16 protein-coding genes are annotated in these 21,469 nt (G+C 57.2%); 9 read left to right on the top strand and 7 right to left on the bottom strand.

The annotated features are described in order from the left end of the window. Nucleotides 1–518: 518 nt before the first annotated feature. From TRESADRAFT_RS00320 to TRESADRAFT_RS15850, 3 genes are all read right to left on the bottom strand, one after another. Nucleotides 519–1,403 (bottom strand): AraC family transcriptional regulator, encoded by an 885-nt coding sequence (locus tag TRESADRAFT_RS00320; protein WP_002701741.1) that lies wholly within the window; start codon nt 1,401–1,403, stop codon nt 519–521. A 142-nt stretch (nt 1,404–1,545) separates the two neighbouring features. Next, complete coding sequence (locus TRESADRAFT_RS15855; protein ID WP_002701740.1) at nt 1,546–3,330, bottom strand: glycoside hydrolase family 13 protein; 1,785 nt, start codon at nt 3,328–3,330, stop codon at nt 1,546–1,548. Nucleotides 3,331–3,343: 13 nt separating this feature from the next. Beyond that, entirely contained in the window at nt 3,344–5,374 is a 2,031-nt protein-coding gene (locus TRESADRAFT_RS15850; protein WP_040841807.1) for a glycoside hydrolase family 31 protein, read from the bottom strand. Nucleotides 5,375–5,710: 336 nt separating this feature from the next. On the opposite strand from TRESADRAFT_RS15850, the gene TRESADRAFT_RS00300 reads away from it, so the two are divergent. The 8 genes from TRESADRAFT_RS00300 (at nt 5,711) to TRESADRAFT_RS00265 (ending at nt 14,767) form a co-directional block, all read left to right on the top strand. After that, entirely contained in the window at nt 5,711–6,733 is a 1,023-nt protein-coding gene (locus tag TRESADRAFT_RS00300; RefSeq protein WP_002701736.1) for a TRAP transporter substrate-binding protein, read from the top strand. A gap of 121 nt (nt 6,734–6,854) precedes the next feature. Continuing rightward, nucleotides 6,855–7,526: a TRAP transporter small permease gene (locus TRESADRAFT_RS00295; protein WP_002701734.1), complete on the top strand. Its 672-nt coding sequence runs from the start codon at nt 6,855–6,857 to the stop codon at nt 7,524–7,526. Then, nucleotides 7,526–8,830, top strand: coding sequence for a TRAP transporter large permease (locus tag TRESADRAFT_RS00290; RefSeq protein WP_002701732.1), 1,305 nt, complete (start codon nt 7,526–7,528; stop codon nt 8,828–8,830). Before TRESADRAFT_RS00295 ends, TRESADRAFT_RS00290 begins: the two co-directional genes overlap by 1 nt. Nucleotides 8,831–8,890: 60 nt before the next feature. Beyond that, nucleotides 8,891–9,577, top strand: a complete 687-nt coding sequence (locus TRESADRAFT_RS00285) for a GntR family transcriptional regulator (protein ID WP_002701731.1) — start codon at nt 8,891–8,893, stop codon at nt 9,575–9,577. Nucleotides 9,578–9,697: 120 nt separating this feature from the next. Then, entirely contained in the window at nt 9,698–10,552 is an 855-nt protein-coding gene (locus TRESADRAFT_RS14750) for a C40 family peptidase (RefSeq protein ID WP_002701729.1), read from the top strand. A gap of 287 nt (nt 10,553–10,839) precedes the next feature. Further along, nucleotides 10,840–12,888 carry a methyl-accepting chemotaxis protein gene (locus TRESADRAFT_RS14745; protein ID WP_002701727.1) on the top strand — a complete coding sequence of 683 codons (2,049 nt, stop codon included), beginning with the start codon at nt 10,840–10,842 and terminating at the stop codon, nt 12,886–12,888. A 172-nt stretch (nt 12,889–13,060) separates the two neighbouring features. Beyond that, a complete protein-coding gene (locus TRESADRAFT_RS00270; RefSeq protein ID WP_002701725.1) occupies nt 13,061–13,795 on the top strand; it encodes a hypothetical protein in 735 nt (244 codons plus the stop codon). A 15-nt stretch (nt 13,796–13,810) separates the two neighbouring features. Then, entirely contained in the window at nt 13,811–14,767 is a 957-nt protein-coding gene (locus TRESADRAFT_RS00265; protein ID WP_002701723.1) for an SH3 domain-containing protein, read from the top strand. A 366-nt stretch (nt 14,768–15,133) separates the two neighbouring features. Here TRESADRAFT_RS00265 and gluQRS read toward each other — a convergent pair whose 3' ends face one another. From gluQRS to TRESADRAFT_RS00250, 3 genes are all read right to left on the bottom strand, one after another. Then, entirely contained in the window at nt 15,134–16,039 is a 906-nt protein-coding gene (gene gluQRS / locus TRESADRAFT_RS00260; protein WP_002701721.1) for a tRNA glutamyl-Q(34) synthetase GluQRS, read from the bottom strand. A 261-nt stretch (nt 16,040–16,300) separates the two neighbouring features. After that, on the bottom strand, nt 16,301–17,134 hold the full coding sequence (gene rhaD, locus TRESADRAFT_RS00255) for a rhamnulose-1-phosphate aldolase (RefSeq protein ID WP_002701720.1): 834 nt from the start codon (nt 17,132–17,134) through the stop codon (nt 16,301–16,303). A 3-nt stretch (nt 17,135–17,137) separates the two neighbouring features. Beyond that, the gene (locus TRESADRAFT_RS00250; protein ID WP_002701718.1) at nt 17,138–18,667 is read right to left on the bottom strand and encodes an FGGY family carbohydrate kinase; all 1,530 of its coding nucleotides are present in this window, start codon (nt 18,665–18,667) and stop codon (nt 17,138–17,140) included. A gap of 70 nt (nt 18,668–18,737) precedes the next feature. Between TRESADRAFT_RS00250 and TRESADRAFT_RS00245 the strand changes: the two genes are divergently transcribed. After that, nucleotides 18,738–19,652, top strand: coding sequence for a helix-turn-helix domain-containing protein (locus TRESADRAFT_RS00245; RefSeq protein ID WP_002701716.1), 915 nt, complete (start codon nt 18,738–18,740; stop codon nt 19,650–19,652). Here TRESADRAFT_RS00245 and TRESADRAFT_RS14740 read toward each other — a convergent pair. Beyond that, nucleotides 19,649–21,193, bottom strand: a complete 1,545-nt coding sequence (locus TRESADRAFT_RS14740; RefSeq protein ID WP_002701714.1) for a methyl-accepting chemotaxis protein — start codon at nt 21,191–21,193, stop codon at nt 19,649–19,651. The genes TRESADRAFT_RS00245 and TRESADRAFT_RS14740 overlap by 4 nt on opposite strands. Nucleotides 21,194–21,469: the final 276 nt, after the last annotated feature.

Below are 21,469 nucleotides of genomic sequence, written 5' to 3'. Positions count from 1 at the left end.
GGGAAATTGCGAGGGCTTACGGGGGCAACGTTTTTTTGGGGAACGCTGATTTTTGTTGTCACGCGGATTTGTGAAGGTCTACGACCTTCACTGTTTTTTACGGGAAAACAAGTCGCCTTATGGAAAACCACACGCGCCCTTATCCATCAAGGTTTTCACGCGCATCGCGCGTGAAAAACAGAGCCGCTCCTTCTCGCGGGAAAATATGTATCTAAAACAATGCGGCACTCATCAGTCCGAGCAGGCATTCTCTTACGGGAAAATTTGTCGCCTTATGGAAAACCACACGCGCTTGTCCATCAAGGTTTTCACGCGCGCATAGCGCGTGAAAAACAGAGCCGCTCCATCTCGCGGGAAAATATGTCGCTAAAACAATGCGGCTCTCACTTGTCCAGGACATCATACTTTTACAGGAAAAAATGTCGCACTATGAAAGCCACGCGCTCTTATCCATCAAGGTTTTCACGCGCATCGCGCGTGGAAAACAGAGCCGCTCCATCTCGCGGGAAAACAGGTCGCTAAAACAATGCGGCTCTATATTTTGAGGGCGGGATTCCTTTGTATCTTCTGAATGTTTTCGTGAAATAGCTGAAATCGTTGAAGCCGCATTCGAGGGCGATGTCGAGGAGTTTGCCGTCGGTCTCGCGCAGGAGCGTGCAGGCACGGTTCACGCGGAACCAGTTGAGGTACTCAATCGGGGTGTGGCCGGTACTCTCGCGGAAAAGGCGGCAGAAGTATTTCGGGGAAAGGGCGGCGACGCCCGCCATGCGGTCAAGCGTGATGTCCTTGCCGTACTCGTTCCGGATGAGGTTCAGCACGGAGCTGATTTGGTTCATCCGGGCATCCTTGGCGGAATGGGACGACGGCGACTGCGGCTCCGAAAAGAGCCTGTTCTTCTTTATCAGCCCGAAGAATTCCATCAGAAGCCCCACGGAAAGCAGGTCCAATTCCTCGCGCTGCAGCTTTATCGTCGAGAAGAACCGACTGGCGCAGTTCCGGATTTCCTCCTCGCCGGCCCCGATTACGGGAACGAGCGAGATGCCGCCGTTGAGCATGTCGTTGAAGAAGATGTCGGGGCTGTATGAATGGAGGCGTATCAAATCCATGTCGAACACGACGGACTCGTAAAGGGCGATTCCGCGCTCCTGCGCATCCCCATGCACGACGTCGCCGGGAATGAGGCAGATGTCGCCCTCCTCCAGAAAGAATTCCCCCATGCCCGTGAAAATTCTGTACGAGCCGGAAATCATATGGATAATCTCGAACTCGTCATGCCAATGCAGCGGCAGGTCATAACTCGGGTTCGCGGTGTTGCAGAGCGAGTACTGGATGGGAAACACGACTGTCCCGCGCTGCAGCGTCTCTTTGTATGCCTGGCTTTTTGTCGCTTTCACATTTTCCATAAAAACAAAGAATAAATCACCGCCGGAAAAAAGTCAAACACGTCAAAAAAATTGTACGGAAAAGCATCGCGTTTTCCTCCCGAAAAAAAAAAGGCGCACGGAAGAGGCGAAAACGCTCCCCGTGCGCCGGAAAAAACGCGTTTCAGCGGCGGCGCACGACGGCAAACCCGCCGGGAAGGAGAAGCCCTCCCTCAAGGCGGCGCGAGAGCGCGATGTCCGCGGAGCCGACGACGCCGCAGGATGATACGGCGAACGGCGCGCGCCCGAAGTTGAACAGGCACTCGACATGCTCGCCGGAAGATTCGTCCCGCTTTTCGAGGATGACGACCCTGCGGCGGCCGTTCAGGTCGTTCTGGAGGAAGCGGAACGAGAGCTCGTCGCTCTTAAGCGCGGGGCTGTTCCGCCTGAGCCAGACAAGCTCCCGCATGAAGCCGAGCACGTCGTCGAACGCGCCCTCCTCGATTTCCTTCCACGGCATGCACCTCCTGCAGTCGGGGTCCTCCCCGCCTGGAAGCAGGATTTCCGTCCCGTAATACATGCACGCCGCCCCCGGAAGCGAGAGGATGAGCGCGAACTGGAGGAGAGCCATGTCCCTGTCACCGTCCATGCGCGTGACGAGGCGCATCGTGTCGTGGCTGTCCATCTGGTTTATGAGGACGCGGACGGTCTGGCGCGTGTATCGCACGAGGCAGCGGTTCAGCTCCGACTCAAGGAAGCGCACGTCCTTCTCGGGGTTTGACGCGAACCGCCAAATCGCGGAGCGGAGCGGATAGTTGATTACGGAATCGAATTCTGCCCCGCGGAGCCACGGCGTTGAGTCGTTCCAAATCTCGCCGGCGATGAAGAAATCCTTCTTGACGGAAAGGAGCCTCTCGCGCAGGCTGCGGCAGAACGTATGCGAAAGCTCGTTGGCGACGTCGAGCCGTATCGCGTCTATTCCGTAATCGCGCGCCCATTTCTCGCAGACCGAGCAGAAATAATCGCGGACTTCGGGATTGTTCGTGTTGAGCTTCGGCATCCTGTCGGCGAACGCGAACGAGAAGTACGCGCCGCGCTCGGCATTGTCGCAGGGAGTTTTCTCGAAGCCGTAGTCGTTCACCATGAACCATCCGGCATAGCGCGATTTCTTCCCGTTCTTTATGACGTCCTGCCATGCGAAGAATTCCCATCCGGAATGGTTGAACACGCCGTCGAGCATGACGCGCATCCCGCGCGCGTGAGCCTCGTCGACGAGCCGGCGCAGAATCGCGCCCGTGCCGAACTCGGGGTCTATCGTGAGGTAGTCGGCGGTGTCGTACTTGTGCTGCGACACGGAAAGGTTTATCGGGTTTATGTAAAGCCCGTTTATCCCCAGCTCCTCAAGGTAGCCGAGCCTGTCGATTATCCCCAGGAGGTTCCCGCCGTATCGCTCCTCGTTCCTGACGGCATGGGAGGAATCAGCCCACGGAAGGAAATCCCCGCCGCCGTCCCCTCCCCTGCAGAACCGGGACGGGAAAATCTGATACCAGACCGTCTCCTCCGCCCATTTCGGCGGCGACACGATGTCGGACTCGTTCATCCACGGAAAGATGAAGGGGCTTGCCTCCACGGGGACATCCTCCCCCTCGCTCCGGTAGAACCCGTCCTCGAAGAAAAGCCACGTCCCGTCGTCGGCGCGAATCTCGAAATAATACTTGCACCGCTTGAATTCAGGGCGGACGGTCGCGCTCCAGAAAAGGGCGCCCGGCAGGCGGCGGCTTTCCATGTCGGCGCGGCTTCGCTCCCAGCTCCATTTTCCGCCGTCGAGCTTTCCCTTGAACGGGTCGCCGTAGACGAGCCTGACGGAAAGGACATCGCTTCCAGTCTGAACGTTCACCTGAAGCGAATCGGCGTCAAGCGGATAGCAGAACGAGTCGTATGAAAAATGCCTTACAGCTGAAAAATCCATCTTTGCCCCTCCATCAAGCCCACAGCTCCACGGTGTTCGCCGCGACATCGATGTCCGTCGTGAACCCGTCGTCGCGGTAGAGCGAATACGGGACGTCGTCGCCGAGGCGCACGAGGCTTCCGTAGTCGATTTTGTCCGTGCTCTGCGCGATTGTGCCGCAGATGGGAACCGATTTCCCGCGCTTTATGAAGAACACGACGGTGTCCTCGGGAACATCTATGTAATGAACGCCCTTACCCACGTGGCTCTCGCTCGCGCGGCAGTCCTTCCACACGACCTGCGTCATGTCCTCGGGAAGATAGACGAGCCTTCCTCCGGCGTTCTGCCGGCAGACGGGCGCAATCAGCACCTCGTTCCCGACGATAAGCTCGTCCTCGATGCTCCGCGCTATCTCGTCCTCGGGATAATCGAAGCACAACGGGCGGAACATCATGTCCCCCGAATCGCATGCCTTGACGAATTCGCTGTAGATGTACGGGATGAGCGCGTAGCGGAGGGAAAGCACGCTCCTGAAATCCTCGGTTCCGCCGTCGAAGGCGTAGCATTCCTGCATCCGGGTGTTCCACGCGGAGTGGTTCCTCATGAGCGGCACGAAAACGCCGAGCGCGAGCCATCTCAGGACGAGGTCGCGCGAGGAGGAGTCCCCGAACCCGCCGATATCGGCTCCCGTATACATGAAGCCGCACATGTTGAGCGACGGAAGCATCCGCATCTCAAGCTCTATGTCGCCCCATTTCGAGCAGTTGTCGCCCATCCAGATTCCGCCGTAGCGGTGCGCGCCGATGCACGACGAGCGGGAATAAAGCAGCGTGCGCTTCCCGGGAAGAATCGCGGACAGCCCCTCGCCCGACGCCCTCGTCATCATCGCGCCGTATATGTTGTGGATGCGGGCGTGCGGGACGGACTTCTTGCTTCCGTCGGGGCCGACAACCTCGTGAATCATGTTCCTGTAGTCCTCGAGCCGGCAGCTCATGGAACCGCCGACGGAGGTGAAGTCGAAGAACGAGTCGATGTCGAGCTCGCGCCCCCTGAAGTCGTCGATTTTTCTGAACGCAGCCTTCAGCCCGTCGTCCGTGTAGAAAAGGCTCGGCTCGTTCATGTCGTTCCAGAATCCCTCCACGCCGCAGTCGACGAGCGCCTTGTACTTGCTCCCGAACCACGCGCGGGCATCCTCCCTCATGAAGTCGGTGAACGCGCTCAGCCCGGGCCACACGCCCGCCTTGAACACGTCACCGCCGGGCGTCGTACAGAAGAACCCGCCGGCGCGCCCCTCGTCGTAAATGCCGAACCCGTCCTCCGCCTTCACGCCCGCGTCGATAATCGGCACGAGGTGAATTCCTTCTTCGGCGAGGGACTTGTTCAGCGCGGCGAATTCAGGAAAGCGCTCCTTGCTCACGGTAAAATCCCGGAACCCTTCCATGTAGTCGATGTCGAGACAGACGGAATCGAGCGGAAGCGAGCGGCTGCGGTAGTTCTCGACAACCGCGCGGACATCCGCCTCCGTCTTGTATCCCCACCGGCTCTGCTGGAAGCCGAACGCCCACAGCGGCGGTATGTAGCTCCGTCCGACCATCCGCCTGAACTGCCTGACGATATCCTTGAGCGCGCATTCCTTCCGCTTCTCCTCGGAAGTTATGACGTACACGTCGATACCGTCCTCATCGCAAGACACGACGAGCTCGTCGCCGCGCGTCCAGCCGACGTCGAACTCCACACGGGACGGCGTGTCGAAAAACAAGCCGACCGTGCGCGCGGAGCCTGATATGATGAGGAAATTGTGCGCGCCGTACAGGGAACTGTCGTTCTCCCCGGCACAAGCGTGGTCGGAGCACCAGCTGACATATCTGAACCCCCGCTTGTTGATTCCACGCACGTTTTCCCCCAACCCGAACACCATCTCGCCACGGGAAAGTCCGCACTTAAATTTGAGAGGCGAGCGGCTCTCGACCACCCCAAACGGCATCTCCCCTATGGAGGGGGCTACATCCATGACAACGGCGCCAGTATCGACAACAGGCTGCCCGAATTCGTATCTTTTAATCATGTGTGGGATTATATTCATAAAAAAATCTGTTCCTAGTGAAAATATTCTCAAAAATTATGACAATAGTATGATTTTCGTTCCGCCCTGCCCCGCAAAAAATGGCGCCTCTCCGAAAGAGCGAAAACGGCGGAGCGCGGAAACAAGAAGGCGTTATGTTATATGGAAGAGAACGCGTTTTTCTGCGATGGCGATTCAAAAAATTGACATAAAATCCTCGAAAAAAGGCGTCTCCGCACATTTTCGATTTGACAACGGAATCACGTGGTGCTAGAGTATGTTTCATACTAATATATCAGTTCGCGGAAAAAACGCGCGAAAGAGAAAAACGGAGGAAACATGATGAAAAGAACGCTCATTGCGGCGACATGCGCGCTTATGGCGGCAGGAATCGCCATCACCGGATGCAAGAAGGAAAAGACCGACGCGGCGGAGGCTCCCAAAGCGGAAGCGAAGAAGATGGTCCTGAAATACGCCGAGAACCAGGCGCAGGACTACCCGACGACGCAGGCGGCGTACAAATTCGCCGAGCTTGTCGAGCAGAGGACGGACGGCAGAATCCACATCGACGTCTACCACGGCGGCCAGCTCGGCGACGAGAAGGCGGTCATCGAGCAGCTCCAGTTCGGCGCGATCGACTTCACCCGCGTATCGCTCTCCCCGCTCTCCGAATTCGAGAAATCGCTCAACGTACTCCAGCTTCCCTATCTCTACAAGGACGCGTCGCAGATGTGGAGGGTTCTCGACGGGCAGATTGGCGACAACTTCCTCAGCTCTGTCGAGAAGGCCGGGCTCATCGGGCTCTCATGGTTCGACGCGGGCGCGCGCAACTTCTACAACAGCAAGAAGCCGGTCACGAAGCTCGAGGACCTCAAGGGCCTGAAAATCCGCGTGCAGGAATCGCAGCTCATGATGGGCATGGTCTCCGCCCTCGGCGCGAACGCCACCCCGATGGCATACGGCGAGGTCTATTCGGGACTCCAGACGGGCGTCATCGACGGCGCGGAGAACAACTGGCCGTCATACGATTCCGTCTCGCACTACGAAGTCGCGAAATACTACGTCATCGACGAGCACACGCGCGTTCCCGAAATGCAGATGGTCTCGAAAATCACATGGAACAAGCTCTCGGCGGACGACCAGAAGATTATAAAGGAATGCGCGCTCGAGTCGGCAAAGCTTGAGCGCGAGCTGTGGGCGGCGAAGGAAGGCGCGTCCGAGGCGAAGGTCAAGGCGGCAGGTTCTGTCATCACGGAGCTTGAGCCGGGCGAGAAGGAGAAGTTCCAGGCTGCCATGGCACCGCTCTACACGCAGTTCGGCGCGGGCTACGAGGACCTCATAAAGCTCATACAGTCGAAATAACGCTGCGGCTATCTGATTACGCCCGCCCGGAGCGCATGGCTCAGGCGCGGGAACATCAAGCGGGGCTGTCAATCCGGCAGCCCCGTTTTTCAGTCCAGACGGAAAAAAAACGAAGGATGCAATGAACATAATAGAAAAGGTCAAATCATTCATATCGTCGGCTCCCGGCGAGATTTGCAAGCCGGGCTTCAATCCGGCGCAGACTGCCGTTTCGGCGGTGACGTTCGTATTCGACTGCATATACAGGGTTCTCCTCGAATTCTCGAAGCTCGTCATACTCGTAATCGTCACCATCGTAAGCTGCGAGGTGTTCGGGAGGCTCGTCCTCCACAAATCGATAATGTGGTCGGAGGAGGTCGCGCTCCTCCTCATGGTGTGGACGGCTTTCATCGCGATGGCGATAGGCGTCGAGAAAGGGCTCCACATCTCCATCTCGCTTTTCTTCAACAGGTTCCCGAAAATCGTCCAGACAATCATCGAAAAGATAAACACGCTCGCGACGATTTTCTTCGGCGGAATCCTCGTCGTGTACGGCATAAAGCTCGCCTCGATGACGATGGGAAGCACGCTGCCGGCGACGCAGTGGCCGGCAGGAACGGCGTACTGCATGATGCCCGTCGGAGGCATTTTCATAATCTACTTCGCGCTCCTCGACCTGTTCGGCGCACGGAAATACCGCCACGCCTCGATTGAGGGAAAGGAAAGCTCCGACAAGACGGACCAGCAGATTATCGAGGAGATGAGGGCGAGCACCGCGAAGGACGCGCCCGCAAACAATGGAGGGGAATCGTAATGTTCGATCCAACGATTGCGATCTGGCTTCTGCTCGGGTCGTTCATAGTATTCATACTTTGCAAGATGCCGGTGACGTTCGCGCTGGCGGTGTCGTCGTGCATAACGCTCGTATACTGCAACATCCCGCTGATGGCATTCATACAGCAGATGGGAAAAAGCATCAATTCGTTCAGCCTCATGGCAATCCCGTTCTTCATCCTCTCCGGCGAGATTATGGGGGCGGGCGGAATATCGGACAGGCTGCTGAAGGCGGCGAACGCCGTCGTCGGACGGTTCAGGGGCGGCTTCTCATACGTGAACGTCCTCGGCTCGATGTTCTTCGGGCACCTTTCCGGCTCCGCGGTTGCCGACGTGTCGTCGCTCGGCTCGATTGAGATTCCGATGATGGTCAAGGCGGGATTCGACAGGGATTTCTCCGTCGCTGTGACGGTGGCGACATCATGCCAGGGCGTCCTCATCCCGCCGAGCCACAACATGATTATCTATTCCGTCGCGGCGGGCGGCGTCTCGGTCGGCGCGCTCTTCATGGCGGGCCTTGTTCCGGGTGTCACGCTCGGCGTGCTGTTCCTCGTCGTCTGCGCCGTCATGAGCATCATCAGGCGCTACCCCAAAGGCGAGGCTGTCGGCTTCAAGGAAGCCGCGAAAATCTGCCTCGACGCAATCCTCGCGCTCTTCACGGCGGTCATCATCCTCGTCGGAGTCACGGCGGGCTGGTTCACGGCGACGGAATCGGCGGCAATCGCGTGCATCTACTCGTTCATAATCTCCGTCTTCGTGTACAAGGAGCTGAAAATCTCCCAGATGCCGAAACTCCTCATGAACACCGTCAAGACGCTCGCGATGGTCTTCTCGCTCATCGCGGCGGCAGGCGGGTTCGGATACCTGCTCGCGCTCCTCAAGGTGCCGACGATGATAACGCAGGGGCTTCTCGCGGTCAGCGGAAACAAAGTCGTCCTGCTTCTTCTCATCAACGTGATGCTGCTTTTCCTCGGCTGCATAATGGACATGGCGCCGCTCATCCTCATCGTGACGCCGATTCTCGCGCCCGTCGTGCAGAATGTCTGCGGAATGAGCCTCGTCCAGTTCGGTGTCATGCTGATTTTCAACCTCGCCATAGGGCTTTGCACGCCGCCTGTCGGCTCCGCCCTTTTCGTTGGGTGCGGCGTCGGAAAGATAAGCATCGAGAAGACGACGAAGGCGATGATTCCGTTCTATCTCACGATGGTCACGGGACTTCTCATCGTAACGTTCGTCCCGCAGGTCTCGCTTTTCCTCCCGAAGCTTCTGGGCTTCGCGGTATGACAAAAAACGCGCGGAAAACGCAGAAAACGGTTCCGCGCGGATTTTTTACGGGAGGCGGCAATGCCGGGAGGAATAGAAAGAAAACAGACTGTCTACTCTAAGCTGCGGGACGAAATCACCAGCCTGAAATACAAGCCCGGCGAGGAGCTCGACATGAACGAAATCGCCGGGCGGCTGGGTGTCTCGCGCTCGCCCGTCAGGGATGCGCTGATTCGGCTCTCCACGGACAGGCTCGTGGACATATTCCCCCAGAAAGGCACGCGCGTCTCCCTCCTCGACAGGGAAATCCTCAGGCAGGAGCGGTTCATGCGCACGACAATCGAGATGGGCGTCATCGAATCCTGCATGGAAGCCCTTTCCGACAAGGCTGAGCGCGAAATCTTCACGGCAAAACTCGGGGGGAACCTCCTTTCGCAGCACGCCAGCGCCCTGTCGTCCGACATTCCCTCGTTCATGCGCTACGACGACGAGATGCACCGGATGATTTACACGAAGGCGGACTGCGCGTGGATTTGGGAGACGCTCGTATCGCGGACGGGAAACGACAGCCGCATACGGATGCTCAGCTACGGCGACAGCGGCGCAATCGCGCGCGCCGAGGAGGAGCACAAGCGCATCGCCGACGCCATAACATGCGGCGACGTCTCCCTCGTGAAGGAGCTCGACCGCGCGCACCTGTCGCGCATTTTCGACGAGCTCGACGAGCTTGAGCGGAGGAATTCCTCGTTCTTCAAATCCCGCCCGTAAAAAAGGCGGATGCTCCCCAGCCATCTTCATGCGATGGATTTGACCGTTTCCGAAAAAAGGCTATCCTTTTCCGTGATGGCGTTTTTTCCGGAAACGGGATGCCACGAGAGGAGGAATTCAATGAAAAAAATACTATTTATCGCGCTCGCGCTTTTCGTCGCCGTTCATTTCTTCGGGTTCGACATACGGGGTGCGGCGGAATCCGCGATAAACGCCGCCCACAGAATCGCGGGGGCGATTATTCCGGAATCGGAAAAGGACTTCGAGGACATCGACTCGCAGATAAACGGCATCGTCATATCGAGCGGGGCGAAAGCGGCGCTCGAGGATGCGAAAAGGACGGCGATGAAGCACGCCGACACCATCCTCACCCACCTGAAGCGGGAAATGGAGAAAATACTCGAGGCGCACGGAATCGCGGCGCCATCGGGAAGGACGGCCGCGCCGCAATCGTCCGGCGGCTATTCGTTCGACTACAGCGCGATGAACGTCGCGGAAATGTCGCTCCTCAGGCAGAGGCTCATCGACTACAGCATGTCGCTGCGCGGAATATCGTACAAGTTCGGCGGGGAAACCCCGCAAAGCGGGCTCGACTGCTCCGGGTTCGTCAAATACGCCTCGCAGAACGGGATAAACGTCGCGCTCCCGCGGACCGCCCAGCAGATGTATGCGAGCACGCAGAAAATCTCGTCCGCGGAACGGGAGCCTGGCGACCTTGTCTTCTTCAAAAGCGGCGGAAAAATCGACCACGTGGGAATCTACCTCGGGACGTATTCCGGAAGCGGCTCGCTCAGCGGAAGGGAAATCTTCATAAACGCGGCGAACAAGGGGCCGAGGACGGGCGTCGTCGTCAGCGCTCTTGACGAGCCGTACTGGAGGCGGCACTTCTACTCGACGGGGCGCTTCCTTCCGTCGTCGAAGGAAATCGCCGAGGCGGCGCTCTCCCAGCAGGCAGAACAGGCGCCCTCATTGTAGGCATCATTCCGCCTTTTCACGCCCGCCCGACATGGACGTAATCCGCCCGCGAGCAACGAAACGGGCGAACCCGCCAGATTCCGCGACAGCCCTCATCCCCTGAAAAACGCATTCTCCCAATAAAAAACGCCGCGCCGAGACCGCGATGTATGAATTTCCGGAAAAAAAGATGTTAAAATAATGCAAAACTTGCTCAAAAACAGTCAAAATCAGTCATATAACTTTTTTTTTAAGAAAAAAGTCAGAATAGTTTATTACAGTTGACCATCGAAATCCCGGAGTTTTTTATGAAAGTGAAGAAGACTGTTTTCATCAAAATCCAGCTCATACTCGTTCTGAGCATTCTTGTCGTGGCTACGACAATATCCGTAGCATCGCTCGTAATTTTCAGGGACGGATTCATATCTTTAACCGAAAAAAACATCCAGAACATCTCGAAAAGCTTCGCAAGCGAGTACGCCGAGAAGGGCACGAACATGCAGCAGCTTGCGGAATCCTTGACCGAAAACGCCTCCATCTACAGGCCGATGGAGGAAAGCGACTACAGGGAGCTGTCGAAGGTTCTGACGTCCGCAAAGACGAGGTTCCGGATAAGCGCGCTCGCGGCGCTCGACTCGTCGGGAAAAATCATCGCGTCGGCAGGAAGCGGGCTTCCGAACAATCTTCCGTCGCTTTCCGTCATCAGGAACGCCATGGCGGGCAAAAGCGGCTACAGCTATGAGGAGTCGGACGAATTCCAGTTCGTTGCGGTCGGAGCAAGCCCGCTGAGGACGCGGAACGGAACCGGCGCGCTCGCAATCGTGCTCGACATGGGCGAGAACGTAATATCGCACGCGAAAACCGACTTCGACATGGAATGCACGCTCTTCAAGGGAGACAGGCGCGTCGCCTCGACAATCCCCAACGCGCGGGGAACGACGCTCTCGAACCAGACAATTCTCGGGACGATACAAAGCGGCAACACGTTCGTGGGGATGAACAACATCCTCGGGCAGAAATACATGAGCATATATATGCCGGGCTACGACTCGAACGGGGAGCTTTCGGCGATGTTCTTCATCGCGAAGCGCCTTTCCGAGACGGAGCGCGTGCTCGTCTCGATTATCCTCATGGTTGTCCCGGCAATCGTCATCCTCATCCTCATCATACTCGTCGTCGCGTTCATAACGGTCAGGAAAATCGTCTCGCCGGTCAAGCTTCTCAAGATTTCGTTCGACATGATGTCGAATGGCGACCTCACGCAGACGCTGAAGCGGACATCGGAGGACGAGCTCGGCGACCTCGTAGACGACTTCAACATATTCTCGGGGAAGATGCGCGCCGCTCTCTCCGAAATCCACGATTCAAAGCACGACCTCACGCAGCTCGGAGACGCCATGCACCTCTGCGCGGAGGAGACGTCGTCCGCAATTGAGGAAATCGCGGCGAATATAAAAAGCATCAACGCTCAGGTGCAGAGCCAGAACGCGAGCGTGTCGCAGACTGCCGGCGCCGTCGACCAGATTTCCGTCACGGTGAACGCGCTCGAGGCGCTCATCGCGAACCAGTCTACGAGCGTGGAGCAGGCAAGCGCCGCAATCGAGGAGATGATAGGGAACATATCGTCCGTCAACTCGTCCGTCGACAAGATGGCGCAGTCGTTCTCCGGGCTCGAGGAGAATTCGCAGCGCGGGTTCAAGAAGCAGCAGGACGTCAACGACAGGATACAGACAATCGAAACGCAGTCGGAGATGCTCCTTGAGGCGAACGCGGTAATCTCGGCGATTGCAGAGCAGACGAACCTCCTCGCGATGAACGCCGCTATCGAGGCGGCACACGCTGGCGAGGCGGGAAAGGGATTCAGCGTCGTCGCGGACGAAATCAGGTCGCTCGCGGAGACGTCATCGGAGCAGTCGCAGACAATCGGCGAGCAGCTCGGAAAAATCAAGGAGTCGATAAACGAGGTCGTCGATGCGGCGCGCGAGTCGAGCGAGGCGTTCAACTCCGTGTCGAAGCAGCTTTCCGAAACTGACAAGCTCGTCGCGCACATCAAGAACGCGATGGAGGAGCAGAACGAAGGGTCGAAGCAAATCAGCGAGGCGCTCAAGCTCCTCAACGACAGCACGGCTGAAGTTCAGCAGGCGGCGAGCGAGATGACGGAGGGAAACAAGGTCATCGTGCTGGAGATGAGCAACCTCAAGGACTCGACGGAGCTTATCAGCCAGAGCATGATGGAGATGTCGTCGGGCACGCAGCAGATAAACGATTCCGGCACGGCGCTCAACGACGTCGCGAGCAACGTGAAGACGGCAATCGACAAAATCAGCGTTCAGATAAACGAATTCAAGGTGCAGTAACGGCGCCGGAGAAAGCCCCAGAAGGCGGAGACGCTTTTTGGGGCTTTTCTGTCCGCGATGCGATTTCTTCCCGCAAAAGGCTCGGAACTTGGAACAGGAAAACAAAAATGCTACACTTTGCCCATCATCGCGATTGGGCACAACGCATAAATCCAATCAAAAAGGAGAAAACATGAAAAAAACGACGGCGGCGGCAGCCGCGCTGCTCCTCGCGCTTCTTGTGGCGGGATGCAAGGAAAAAGAAAGCAAAGTCGTGCAGGAAACGGTGACTACAGAGCCGGAAAGGGAAGTCGAGACGGTTCCGGTCATCGAGGAACCAACGAAAGTCATCGGAACTGCCGACGGAATAATGATTTACGGCGGCTGGGGATTCTGCACTGAAAAAGAAGGCAAAATGGTCGCGGCCGAATGGAGCTCCGTCGGCGATTCCGTCCAAATCGTCACCGAGGACGGCGCGCCGGTGGAGAAGATGGCGACGCAGAAATACGCGAACGGCACGGAGGAGAGCTTCACGTTCGTGAAGGTGGATGTCGACGGGAAGGATTACTGGACGAGGACGACTTTCGTCTCCCGCACCGGAAGGACGGGCGTCATCCTTGAGGACGGCTACCTCTTCTCCGCTCCCGACATGGCGACGATGACGCAGTCGAAGGTCAAAACGGGCCAGCTCGTCGTGACGTACGACGCGACGGACGATTTCGCGGCGATAGTCACCTACAGCAAATCCTCCCCGTACGGAAAGGACCTCTACATCCTCAAAAACATGATTTCGATAGACGACTTCACCATCGACTCGATGATAACGCAGGCGCGGCTCAAGGAATATGCGGAGAAGACGAACCCGGCGGAGCAGCTCAAGGATGTCGTCCGCAACGAAATACTCGAGCTTGTCGGAAGCGAGAGATAACAGGGGGAACGAACGATGAAAAAGGTATTTTTTGCAGCAATCATGATGGCGTCCGCCTTCCTCGCGACAGCAAAAAGCGGCTACATGCTCAGAAGCAACAACGGCTCCCTCAAAAAGCAGACGGAGCGCGGCATGGAATGGGCTGTTCAGATTCCGTTCGGAGCGAAGGTCGAGATTCTGTCGGAGACGCCGGTAAAGGCAATCTACTATTGGACAGGCGGAAAAAGCAAGAACGCAATGGAATTCTACAAGGTCCAGTACCAGTCAAAGGAATATTTCATCACCGCAAACGAATGCGCAATCGGCGACTCGCCCATCGTCCTGACGGAGGACGCGACGCTCTTCACAAAATCGCGCATCTCGACGTTCAGGAACGCCTTCCTCTTGCGCGGGACAATCTGCCTCGCGACGGGAAGGCGCGAGACGGCGGGCAGCGTCTCCTTCTCCGAGGTTATTTTCTACGATACGGACGAGGCGACGCTCAAAACGCGCTGGGTGCAGACGAAGAAAATCAGCGACGACCAGAACGACGTCAAGGCTGCGCAGCTCGTGGAGCTTGCGTTCGTGCAGGCCGACAAAGGCATGAAAGAGAACTTCATGAAGCTCGCGCTTAAAATCGAGTCGACCGCGAAAATCAGCGAGTACGTCGAGGAGACGAACAGGAAGATGTTCAACATAATCGACGGAAAGAACGCAGCCGACATCCCGCAGCAGGAAGCGCTCGTCTCGACCGACGACGGAGCGACCGTAAACCTCCGCGCGGTTCCGCAGAACGGCGACGTGCTCGCAAAACTCGCGAACGGAAGCGCCATCACGCTGCTGAAGATGACCGCCGAGACGGACAAAATCGAGGGGCTGACCGAGCACTGGTATTTCGTCCAGGCGAAGAACGGGGACGAAACCGTCGAGGGATGGATTTTCGGCGGATACATCTCGTTCCTGAAAGAAGCCGAGGAGACATCCGCCGAGTAAAAACGCGGAAAAACAGAACGAATCTGCCCGAATCTGCAGGCTTCTCATCCAGAGCTTGATTCGGGCAGGGCAAAATCGCATCGAAAATCCGCCGGAAGGGAAGCACGCTGAGACGCTCTCCCCTTCCGGCTTTTTTTTGCTGCTCTGCCTGAAAAATCGTGGAGTTGCGAGCGATATGCTAACAAGATGGCGGAGAGCCGAAGCCCGCTCACGCAGGAATCGGCCATTCCGTTTTCGCTCAATGACCGATTTTTATTTCGGCATACTTTGCGCACCATCTCCAGCGGTTTATTTCGATTTTTTCCCTGCATCCACAAAAAAACGGCGGAGCGCTTTTTGTTCAGGAATTCATCCGCCCGCAAAAAATCAGAACGGGCGGAAAACGATGTCCTCGGACGGAAGCGCATTCCAGCTGAAAAGCGACACCGCCTCGGAAAGCGCGACCGGACGAACCTCTTCGACGAAGCCGCACATGTGGAGGATTTTTCCGACGACGAATTCCGGCGTGAATCGGCTCCGGAGAAATTCCATATCGACATCGCGCTCCCGCTTCGAAAGCCGCCGGCCGTCCGACGACACGAGGAGCGGGATGTGCGAGAACGACGGGGCAGGAAGGGAAAGCGCGCGGTACAGGAAAAGCTGTCCGTGCGCCGACGCAAGCAGGTCGCGGCCGCGCACAACCTCCGTCACGCCCTCGTCCGCATCATCGACGACTACCGCAAGCTGGTAGGCGAAATTACCGTCGGCGCGGCGGACGACGAAATCCCCGAAATCATCCTCAAGGAGGATTCGCTGCGCGCCATAATGCCCGTCCTCGAATTCGGAAATTCCACCGACGCGAACGCGCCACGACGGCGCACGCTTTTCCATCAAGGCATTCCGCTCAAGAGGGGCGATGTTCCGGCATTTTCCCGAATAAACCGGAATTCCGTCGGAGGAATGCGGCGCGGACGAGGCGAGGAGGTCGGCGCGGCGGCAGAAACACGGGTAGACAAGCCCTTCGTTCGACAGAGCCGAGAACGCCTCCTCGTAAAGCGCCGTGCGCTCCGACTGCCTGACGACTTCCCCGTCCCACTCAAGCCCGAGCCAGCGGATATCGTCGAGGAGCATGTCGGAATAGCACGGGCGGCAGCGCTGCCTGTCCAAATCCTCTATGCGGACAATCCATCTTCCCCCGGACGAGCGCGCGGAAAGCCACGAAAGCAGCGCGGCGTAGACATTCCCCAAATGCATTCTTCCGCTCGGGCTCGGGGCGAACCTTCCGACTTTCATAACGTATTCCTCCTGGCAAGCTCAAGAATAGAGGCGATTAACGTGAAAAGTGCCATTGCGAACGGATTCCGCAGTAGATGACGACTTCTTTCCGGTTAATCCGCCACAAAGCTGAGCGGCAACAAATTCATCGAACGGGTGCAATGATACTAAAACGCGGCAGGAAGCGCAAAGAGAAAAACCAGCCTCCCGAAAACGTCGGAAGGCTGGCAAAGGAGGAGAAATCAAAAAAGTGAAGAAGAGAGCTGCCTCTTCCACAAATCAGAACGGTTTTTCAAAAAGGAATTTCTCAGGCAACGAAACCTTGAAATCCTTTGCGAGCGCGCGGAATTCATCGGGGCGGATTGTCTGGAGCTTCCTCGGCGCCATCGAAAGCACCTTGACGAGAATCTCCGCGGACTTCTCGACCGTATGCATAAGCCCGAACGTAGTGTCGAAATCCGGACCCGCGCAGAAAATCCCGTGGTGGGCCCAGACCGCGACGTCGAATTCCTTCATCAGCTCGCTCGTCGCGACGGCGATATCGCGCCCGCCCGGAACCATCCACGGCACGACGCCGATTCCCTGCGGGAAGACCACGGGGCACTCGGTCGCGCATTCCCACAGCTCGCGCGTGAAAACCTTGCTGTCGAGCGGAAGGACGAAAGTGAGCGCTATCGTGTTCGTGCAGTGGGCATGATAGACGACGCGGCAGGCGCCGTTCGTGGCGATTTTCTTCACCTCAAGGTTCATGAGATGGCTCGGAAGCTCGCTTGTCGGGCGCCCGCCGTCGCGCATTCCCCAGCGGATGCGGAAATTCTCGCCCTTCCCGTCAAGCTCGATTATGCTGATGTTCGCCTCCGGGTCGAGCTGGACATTCCTCATGTACTTGCCGCTTCCTGTGACGAGGAAGAATTCGCCGGCAAGGGAGGGAACGGTCGTCCCGATAGGCTGCCACGGCTTGTCGGTCTTCAGCTCGTCCTCGACTGCCCAAACCTCCTCCTCCTTCATCCGGTAGGAAAGGTTCCCGCCGTTGCGCTCATGCCATCCCAGGTCCCACCCATCGGAACACATCCTGATGAAACCCTGCACGAAAGACTGTCCTAGTACGCTCATCGTTCACTCCTGTTCGGCCGCCATCCGCAGCCATTCTTGTTTGTATGATTCGTAATCGCCGGCATCATCCGGCATGATTCTCGTTTTTTCTATCGGTATGTTCTTCCCGAGCTCGGAAAGAGAAGCCCCCGTCAGCGCCGTCAGGGCGCACATCGCGCTTCCCGCGGCGGTCGCCTCGCTGATTCCCGTAATGAAGAAATCGTTTTTCCGCATGACCGAGGCGAGCAGCGTGTTGTAGAGCGCATTCTTCCGGAACCCGCCCTCCGTGAAAACCGCCGTCCCGTCCTTCAGGGCAACGCGGCGGAGCGCCGTCTCCGTCTGGATGACCATCGACACGACGAGCGCCGCCCAGAACCGCCTCTCGTCGGCAAGGATTCCGGGAACCGCCGAGCCGCCGAGGATGGACTCATACGGAAAGAATTTCCCGCCTTCGGAAATTCCTGCGCGCGATGACGGAAACTGCCCGGACCCCCTCACGATTTCAGGAAGAACGAAATCGCTTTTCCGGCGGAGGACGTCCCTTACGTCTTCCATCGTCGCGCACGGAAACGCATCGGTGGAATTCTCGCGCCGGAAAATCTTCACGTACGAATCGACCTCAAGCCCGCCGAGGAAAATCGCCGTCTTCACCGGCTTGTCGAGCGCGCTCCTGTTGAAAAAAACCGCCTTCCCTATATCGTCCTCGCCCATAACGGCGCTGCTGCAGCTGTCGTCCGGATGCATGAGGACGCACCACGTTCCCGTCGAATTGAGCACGAAGTCGCCGCCGCCCTTCGCAAGATACGGGAGAAGCGACGCGTTCGAGTCGTGGATTCCCGACGCGACGACGACGCCAGCGGAAAGGCCGAGCTTCTCCGCGACTTCCGGAAGAACCGTTCCCGCGGCGGAGCATGGGCCGACAAAATCGGACGGCATTTTCCCCGTGATGCCGAGCTTTTCCGCGACGGACGACCACGCGCGCTTGTTCTGCTCCCATAAATACGTGTGGCACGCGAGGAACGTCTGCTCATAGCATTTTTTTCCGGTGAGGAGGAACGTCCAGTATTGCGGGAAATTGAGAATCGTCTCCGCCGCCGCGAATTCCTTCGGGAACCGCTCCCTCACGAAATAGATTCCCTTCGCGAGGTTTATCATCGAGTCGAACCGCGGCGAATGCGTCATGCGCTGAAGCTCGTCGCCCGAGCCGCAGAGCGCGTGGAACGAATCGTGGAATTCCTTACCCGGCTCGTACGTATACATGACGCACGGCGCGCACGGCTTGCCGTCGACGCCAACAAAAACCGCCGTCGCCCCGTGCGTCGTCACGGACAGCGCCCTGATGTCATACTTCGACGCGAACTCTTTTATGCAGGAAGCGAACCACTCCCTCATCCCGTCCAAATCGTGCGCGGGAACATCGTTTCCGAGCGAGTCCCTCACGGAAACTGGCGCGAAATTCCTGTACGCCACGTCGAGCTGCTTCAGGCGCTCGTCGTAGACCGCGACCTTCTTGTTTGTCATGCCGATGTCGATGACGATGATTCCTGTTTTCATGCTTGAAATGCTATGCGCACGAAGCCTTTGTTTCCTTGACAAAAAATCCATCAATTAGCACAATAACTTCATGGACAGGCTGATAGCGCAACGCATCTGGACGGACGATTCTCTCTGGCACTTCGAATTCAGGAACCCTCAGATTCCGTATCCGCTCCACTCGCACAATTTCTACGAGATAGTCTTCATATACAGCGGCTCCGGCACGCACGTCACGCAGACGGGAAAGGACACGCGGCTCAAGGCGGGCGACGTCATATTCGTAAAGCCCGGGCAGGTTCACGGATACAAGGACATCGACAACATGATTCTGATGAACATCCTGATACGCCCCTCGTTCTTCGAGACGAACGAGCAGACGCTCTCCCGCCTTCCCTCCGCGGAGAAATTCTTCAGGGACAAGGGGCTTTCGGAGAACGCGCGCCCCATCATCTTCAGCCTGAACAAGATGCAGCTTTTCGAGGTGCGGGCGATAATCGAGGAGATGCAGGAGGAGCTCAGCTCGCAGCACGTCTGCTGGGAGCTTGCCGGCGAGATTTACCTTTTCCAGCTCCTCATAATGCTCCTGCGCATCTACAACGACCCGAATTATCCGAACAACACCGAGCGGAACGGCGCGGAGAAGCTCATCAAATACATCGAGAAGAACTACGCCAAGAAAATCACGATGCAGGACTTAATCGACAACGGGAACATGTCGGAAAGCACGATTCTCCGCAATTTCAAGCGCATAACGGGATACCCGCCGTTCGAATACCAGATGCGGCAGCGGATGTTCGCCTCGATACAGAAACTCATCTATACGGATTACGACATAACGCAGATTGCATACGCCGTCGGCTTCAACGACTCGAACTATTTCTCGCGATGCTTCAAGAAATTCATCAACATGACGCCGAGGGAATACCGCATGAAATACAAAAGCGAGCGTGCATCCCTGCCGCCCGAGCAGGACGACGGGAATACGGCGGGCGACGAGATTTAGGAGCCGCTTTTCTTTCCGACCGAGTGGCTCGCGTTGTTCAGGTCCTCGGAAATCCTCCGTATGTTTTCCGCAGACTCCGAAATTGTGTCCGTCGCGGTGGTGAAATTCTCAACTCCCGCCGAAATCTCCCGCAGCGCAATCAGAATCTGGTCGCTTGCGATTGCCTGCTGCTGTATGATGCTCGCGATGTCCGCCGCGCTCGCGGCGGTGATTCCTGCCGATTTCTTGATATTCTCGAATTTCTCGCTAAGGCCGTTCGCGGTCTCGTAGCCGGTTTTTATTTTCTCGGTGCTGCTCTCCGACGCGACGATGAGCGAATCGGACGACTGCTGGATTTCGCCGATTTTTTCCTTAATCTCGCGCGTGCCGCCGATAATGCCGTTCGACAAACGGCGAATCTCGTTCGCGACAATCTTGAAGCTCCTCCCCGCCTCTCCGGCCGTGTTCGCCTCAAGCTCCGCGTTGAACGCGATGATTTTTGCCTGGTCGGCGACGTTGTTTATGAGCGTCACAATCTCCCAGATGCTTTCGATTTTTTTGCCGAGCTTCTTGATTCCGTCTATCGTCTGCTGGTTCGCGTCGAAAATGTCGTGGAGCTGCCGGAGATTGTGCCCAATCTGCAAAACGCCCTCGACGACATCCGACGAGGTGCTGTTCGCGACCTCAGAGACGCCCTTTATTTTCTTCGAGATATTATCCGAAAGGACGTTCGAGTCCTCCATCGTGGCGACGATTTCCTTCACCGCCGCGCTCGAATCCTGGCTCGTGGCGGCAGTCTCCCGCGTGGAAACGACGAGGTTCTGCGCCGCGACGAAAAGCTCCTCGCCCATCTTCATTTCCTTCCTCATCGAAAGGCGAATCTGCGCCATGAGGCTCCGCAACTTGAGGATGATGACGACAAAAACCACAAAAATCGCCGCGCTTATGGAAACAATCAGCGCGATTTTCTTCTTTATCATCTCGATGATGAACGAAATCTCGAAATCGCAGCCGACAAAACCGACGTTCCTTCCGTTTGAATTCTTGATTGCCTTGTACGTGCTGACCGTCCAGCCCCACCCTTCCTGGTAGACCATCCCGGAACTCGTAAGCTCGCCGCTCCTCATCGTATCAATCGGGGCATCGCTCCACGACGATATGTTCTCCTCCGTCCCCATCGGCGAATAGTTCTCCGTGTCGCTCGGGTCGCAGCTTCCGTCGATGACATAGCGGTAAGTCGAGCCGGACGAGGGGCACATCGTGAACAGGTACGCGCATCCGACCGACTGCGCGACGTCTAGCATCCACAGGCGCGTCTCCTCCGCCCACGGGTCGGTATCATCGAGCCTCGCGGCGAGCCGCTCGAATTTGTCCCCGTCGATGTGCCCGACAACCTTCTCGACGACGGGAACGCCCTGCATCTTCGCGAACTGCTCCGCCGTTTTTATGATGCTCATAGTAGAAATTATCACGACGGCGACGAGCGCCATCAGCATCCCCGCGGCAGGAGCAGCAATAAAAGTAAAGCTCAGCGAGCCTCTGTTTCTTTCTTTTCTTGACATATCATTCCTCAAAAAAGACATGGTGCGCCCCCTTGTTCCGGATAGAGACGACTTGCCCGGCGGAAAATACAACAGGCTGATATATTTTACCATAATATTGCCATAAAAAACGGGACACATTCAGGACAAACGCGCCATAAACGGAAAAACCTGCCGGAAATATCCGTTTCCGCCGTGCATTACAGTATATTTTTCACCACTTTATCGAACGCGTTCCTGCTCCAATGAGAACGGCGTTCCTGCTCCAATGGGAACGGCATTCCTGCTCTAATGGGA

The sequence above is a fragment of the Treponema saccharophilum DSM 2985 genome (genome assembly GCF_000255555.1).
In the GTDB taxonomy this organism is placed as follows: domain Bacteria; phylum Spirochaetota; class Spirochaetia; order Treponematales; family Treponemataceae; genus Treponema_D; species Treponema_D saccharophilum.
Note: the sequence above shows the minus strand (reverse complement) of the source record. Positions and strands in the feature narration are given on the sequence as shown.

What these genes read in the sequence shown, in the direction of transcription:
- TRESADRAFT_RS00320 (WP_002701741.1), bottom strand. Translation starts at nt 1,403, where the DNA reads ATGGAAAATGTGAAAGCGACAAAAAGCCAGGCATACAAAGAGACGCTG.
- TRESADRAFT_RS00265 (WP_002701723.1), top strand. Translation starts at nt 13,811, where the DNA reads ATGAAAAAGGTATTTTTTGCAGCAATCATGATGGCGTCCGCCTTCCTC.
- gluQRS (WP_002701721.1), bottom strand. Translation starts at nt 16,039, where the DNA reads ATGAAAGTCGGAAGGTTCGCCCCGAGCCCGAGCGGAAGAATGCATTTG.
- TRESADRAFT_RS14750 (WP_002701729.1), top strand. Translation starts at nt 9,698, where the DNA reads ATGAAAAAAATACTATTTATCGCGCTCGCGCTTTTCGTCGCCGTTCAT.
- TRESADRAFT_RS00295 (WP_002701734.1), top strand. Translation starts at nt 6,855, where the DNA reads ATGAACATAATAGAAAAGGTCAAATCATTCATATCGTCGGCTCCCGGC.
- TRESADRAFT_RS14745 (WP_002701727.1), top strand. Translation starts at nt 10,840, where the DNA reads ATGAAAGTGAAGAAGACTGTTTTCATCAAAATCCAGCTCATACTCGTT.
- TRESADRAFT_RS15855 (WP_002701740.1), bottom strand. Translation starts at nt 3,330, where the DNA reads ATGGATTTTTCAGCTGTAAGGCATTTTTCATACGACTCGTTCTGCTAT.
- TRESADRAFT_RS15850 (WP_040841807.1), bottom strand. Translation starts at nt 5,374, where the DNA reads ATGATTAAAAGATACGAATTCGGGCAGCCTGTTGTCGATACTGGCGCC.
- TRESADRAFT_RS00270 (WP_002701725.1), top strand. Translation starts at nt 13,061, where the DNA reads ATGAAAAAAACGACGGCGGCGGCAGCCGCGCTGCTCCTCGCGCTTCTT.
- TRESADRAFT_RS00245 (WP_002701716.1), top strand. Translation starts at nt 18,738, where the DNA reads ATGGACAGGCTGATAGCGCAACGCATCTGGACGGACGATTCTCTCTGG.
- TRESADRAFT_RS00290 (WP_002701732.1), top strand. Translation starts at nt 7,526, where the DNA reads ATGTTCGATCCAACGATTGCGATCTGGCTTCTGCTCGGGTCGTTCATA.
- TRESADRAFT_RS14740 (WP_002701714.1), bottom strand. Translation starts at nt 21,193, where the DNA reads ATGTCAAGAAAAGAAAGAAACAGAGGCTCGCTGAGCTTTACTTTTATT.
- TRESADRAFT_RS00300 (WP_002701736.1), top strand. Translation starts at nt 5,711, where the DNA reads ATGATGAAAAGAACGCTCATTGCGGCGACATGCGCGCTTATGGCGGCA.
- TRESADRAFT_RS00285 (WP_002701731.1), top strand. Translation starts at nt 8,891, where the DNA reads ATGCCGGGAGGAATAGAAAGAAAACAGACTGTCTACTCTAAGCTGCGG.
- rhaD (WP_002701720.1), bottom strand. Translation starts at nt 17,134, where the DNA reads ATGAGCGTACTAGGACAGTCTTTCGTGCAGGGTTTCATCAGGATGTGT.
- TRESADRAFT_RS00250 (WP_002701718.1), bottom strand. Translation starts at nt 18,667, where the DNA reads ATGAAAACAGGAATCATCGTCATCGACATCGGCATGACAAACAAGAAG.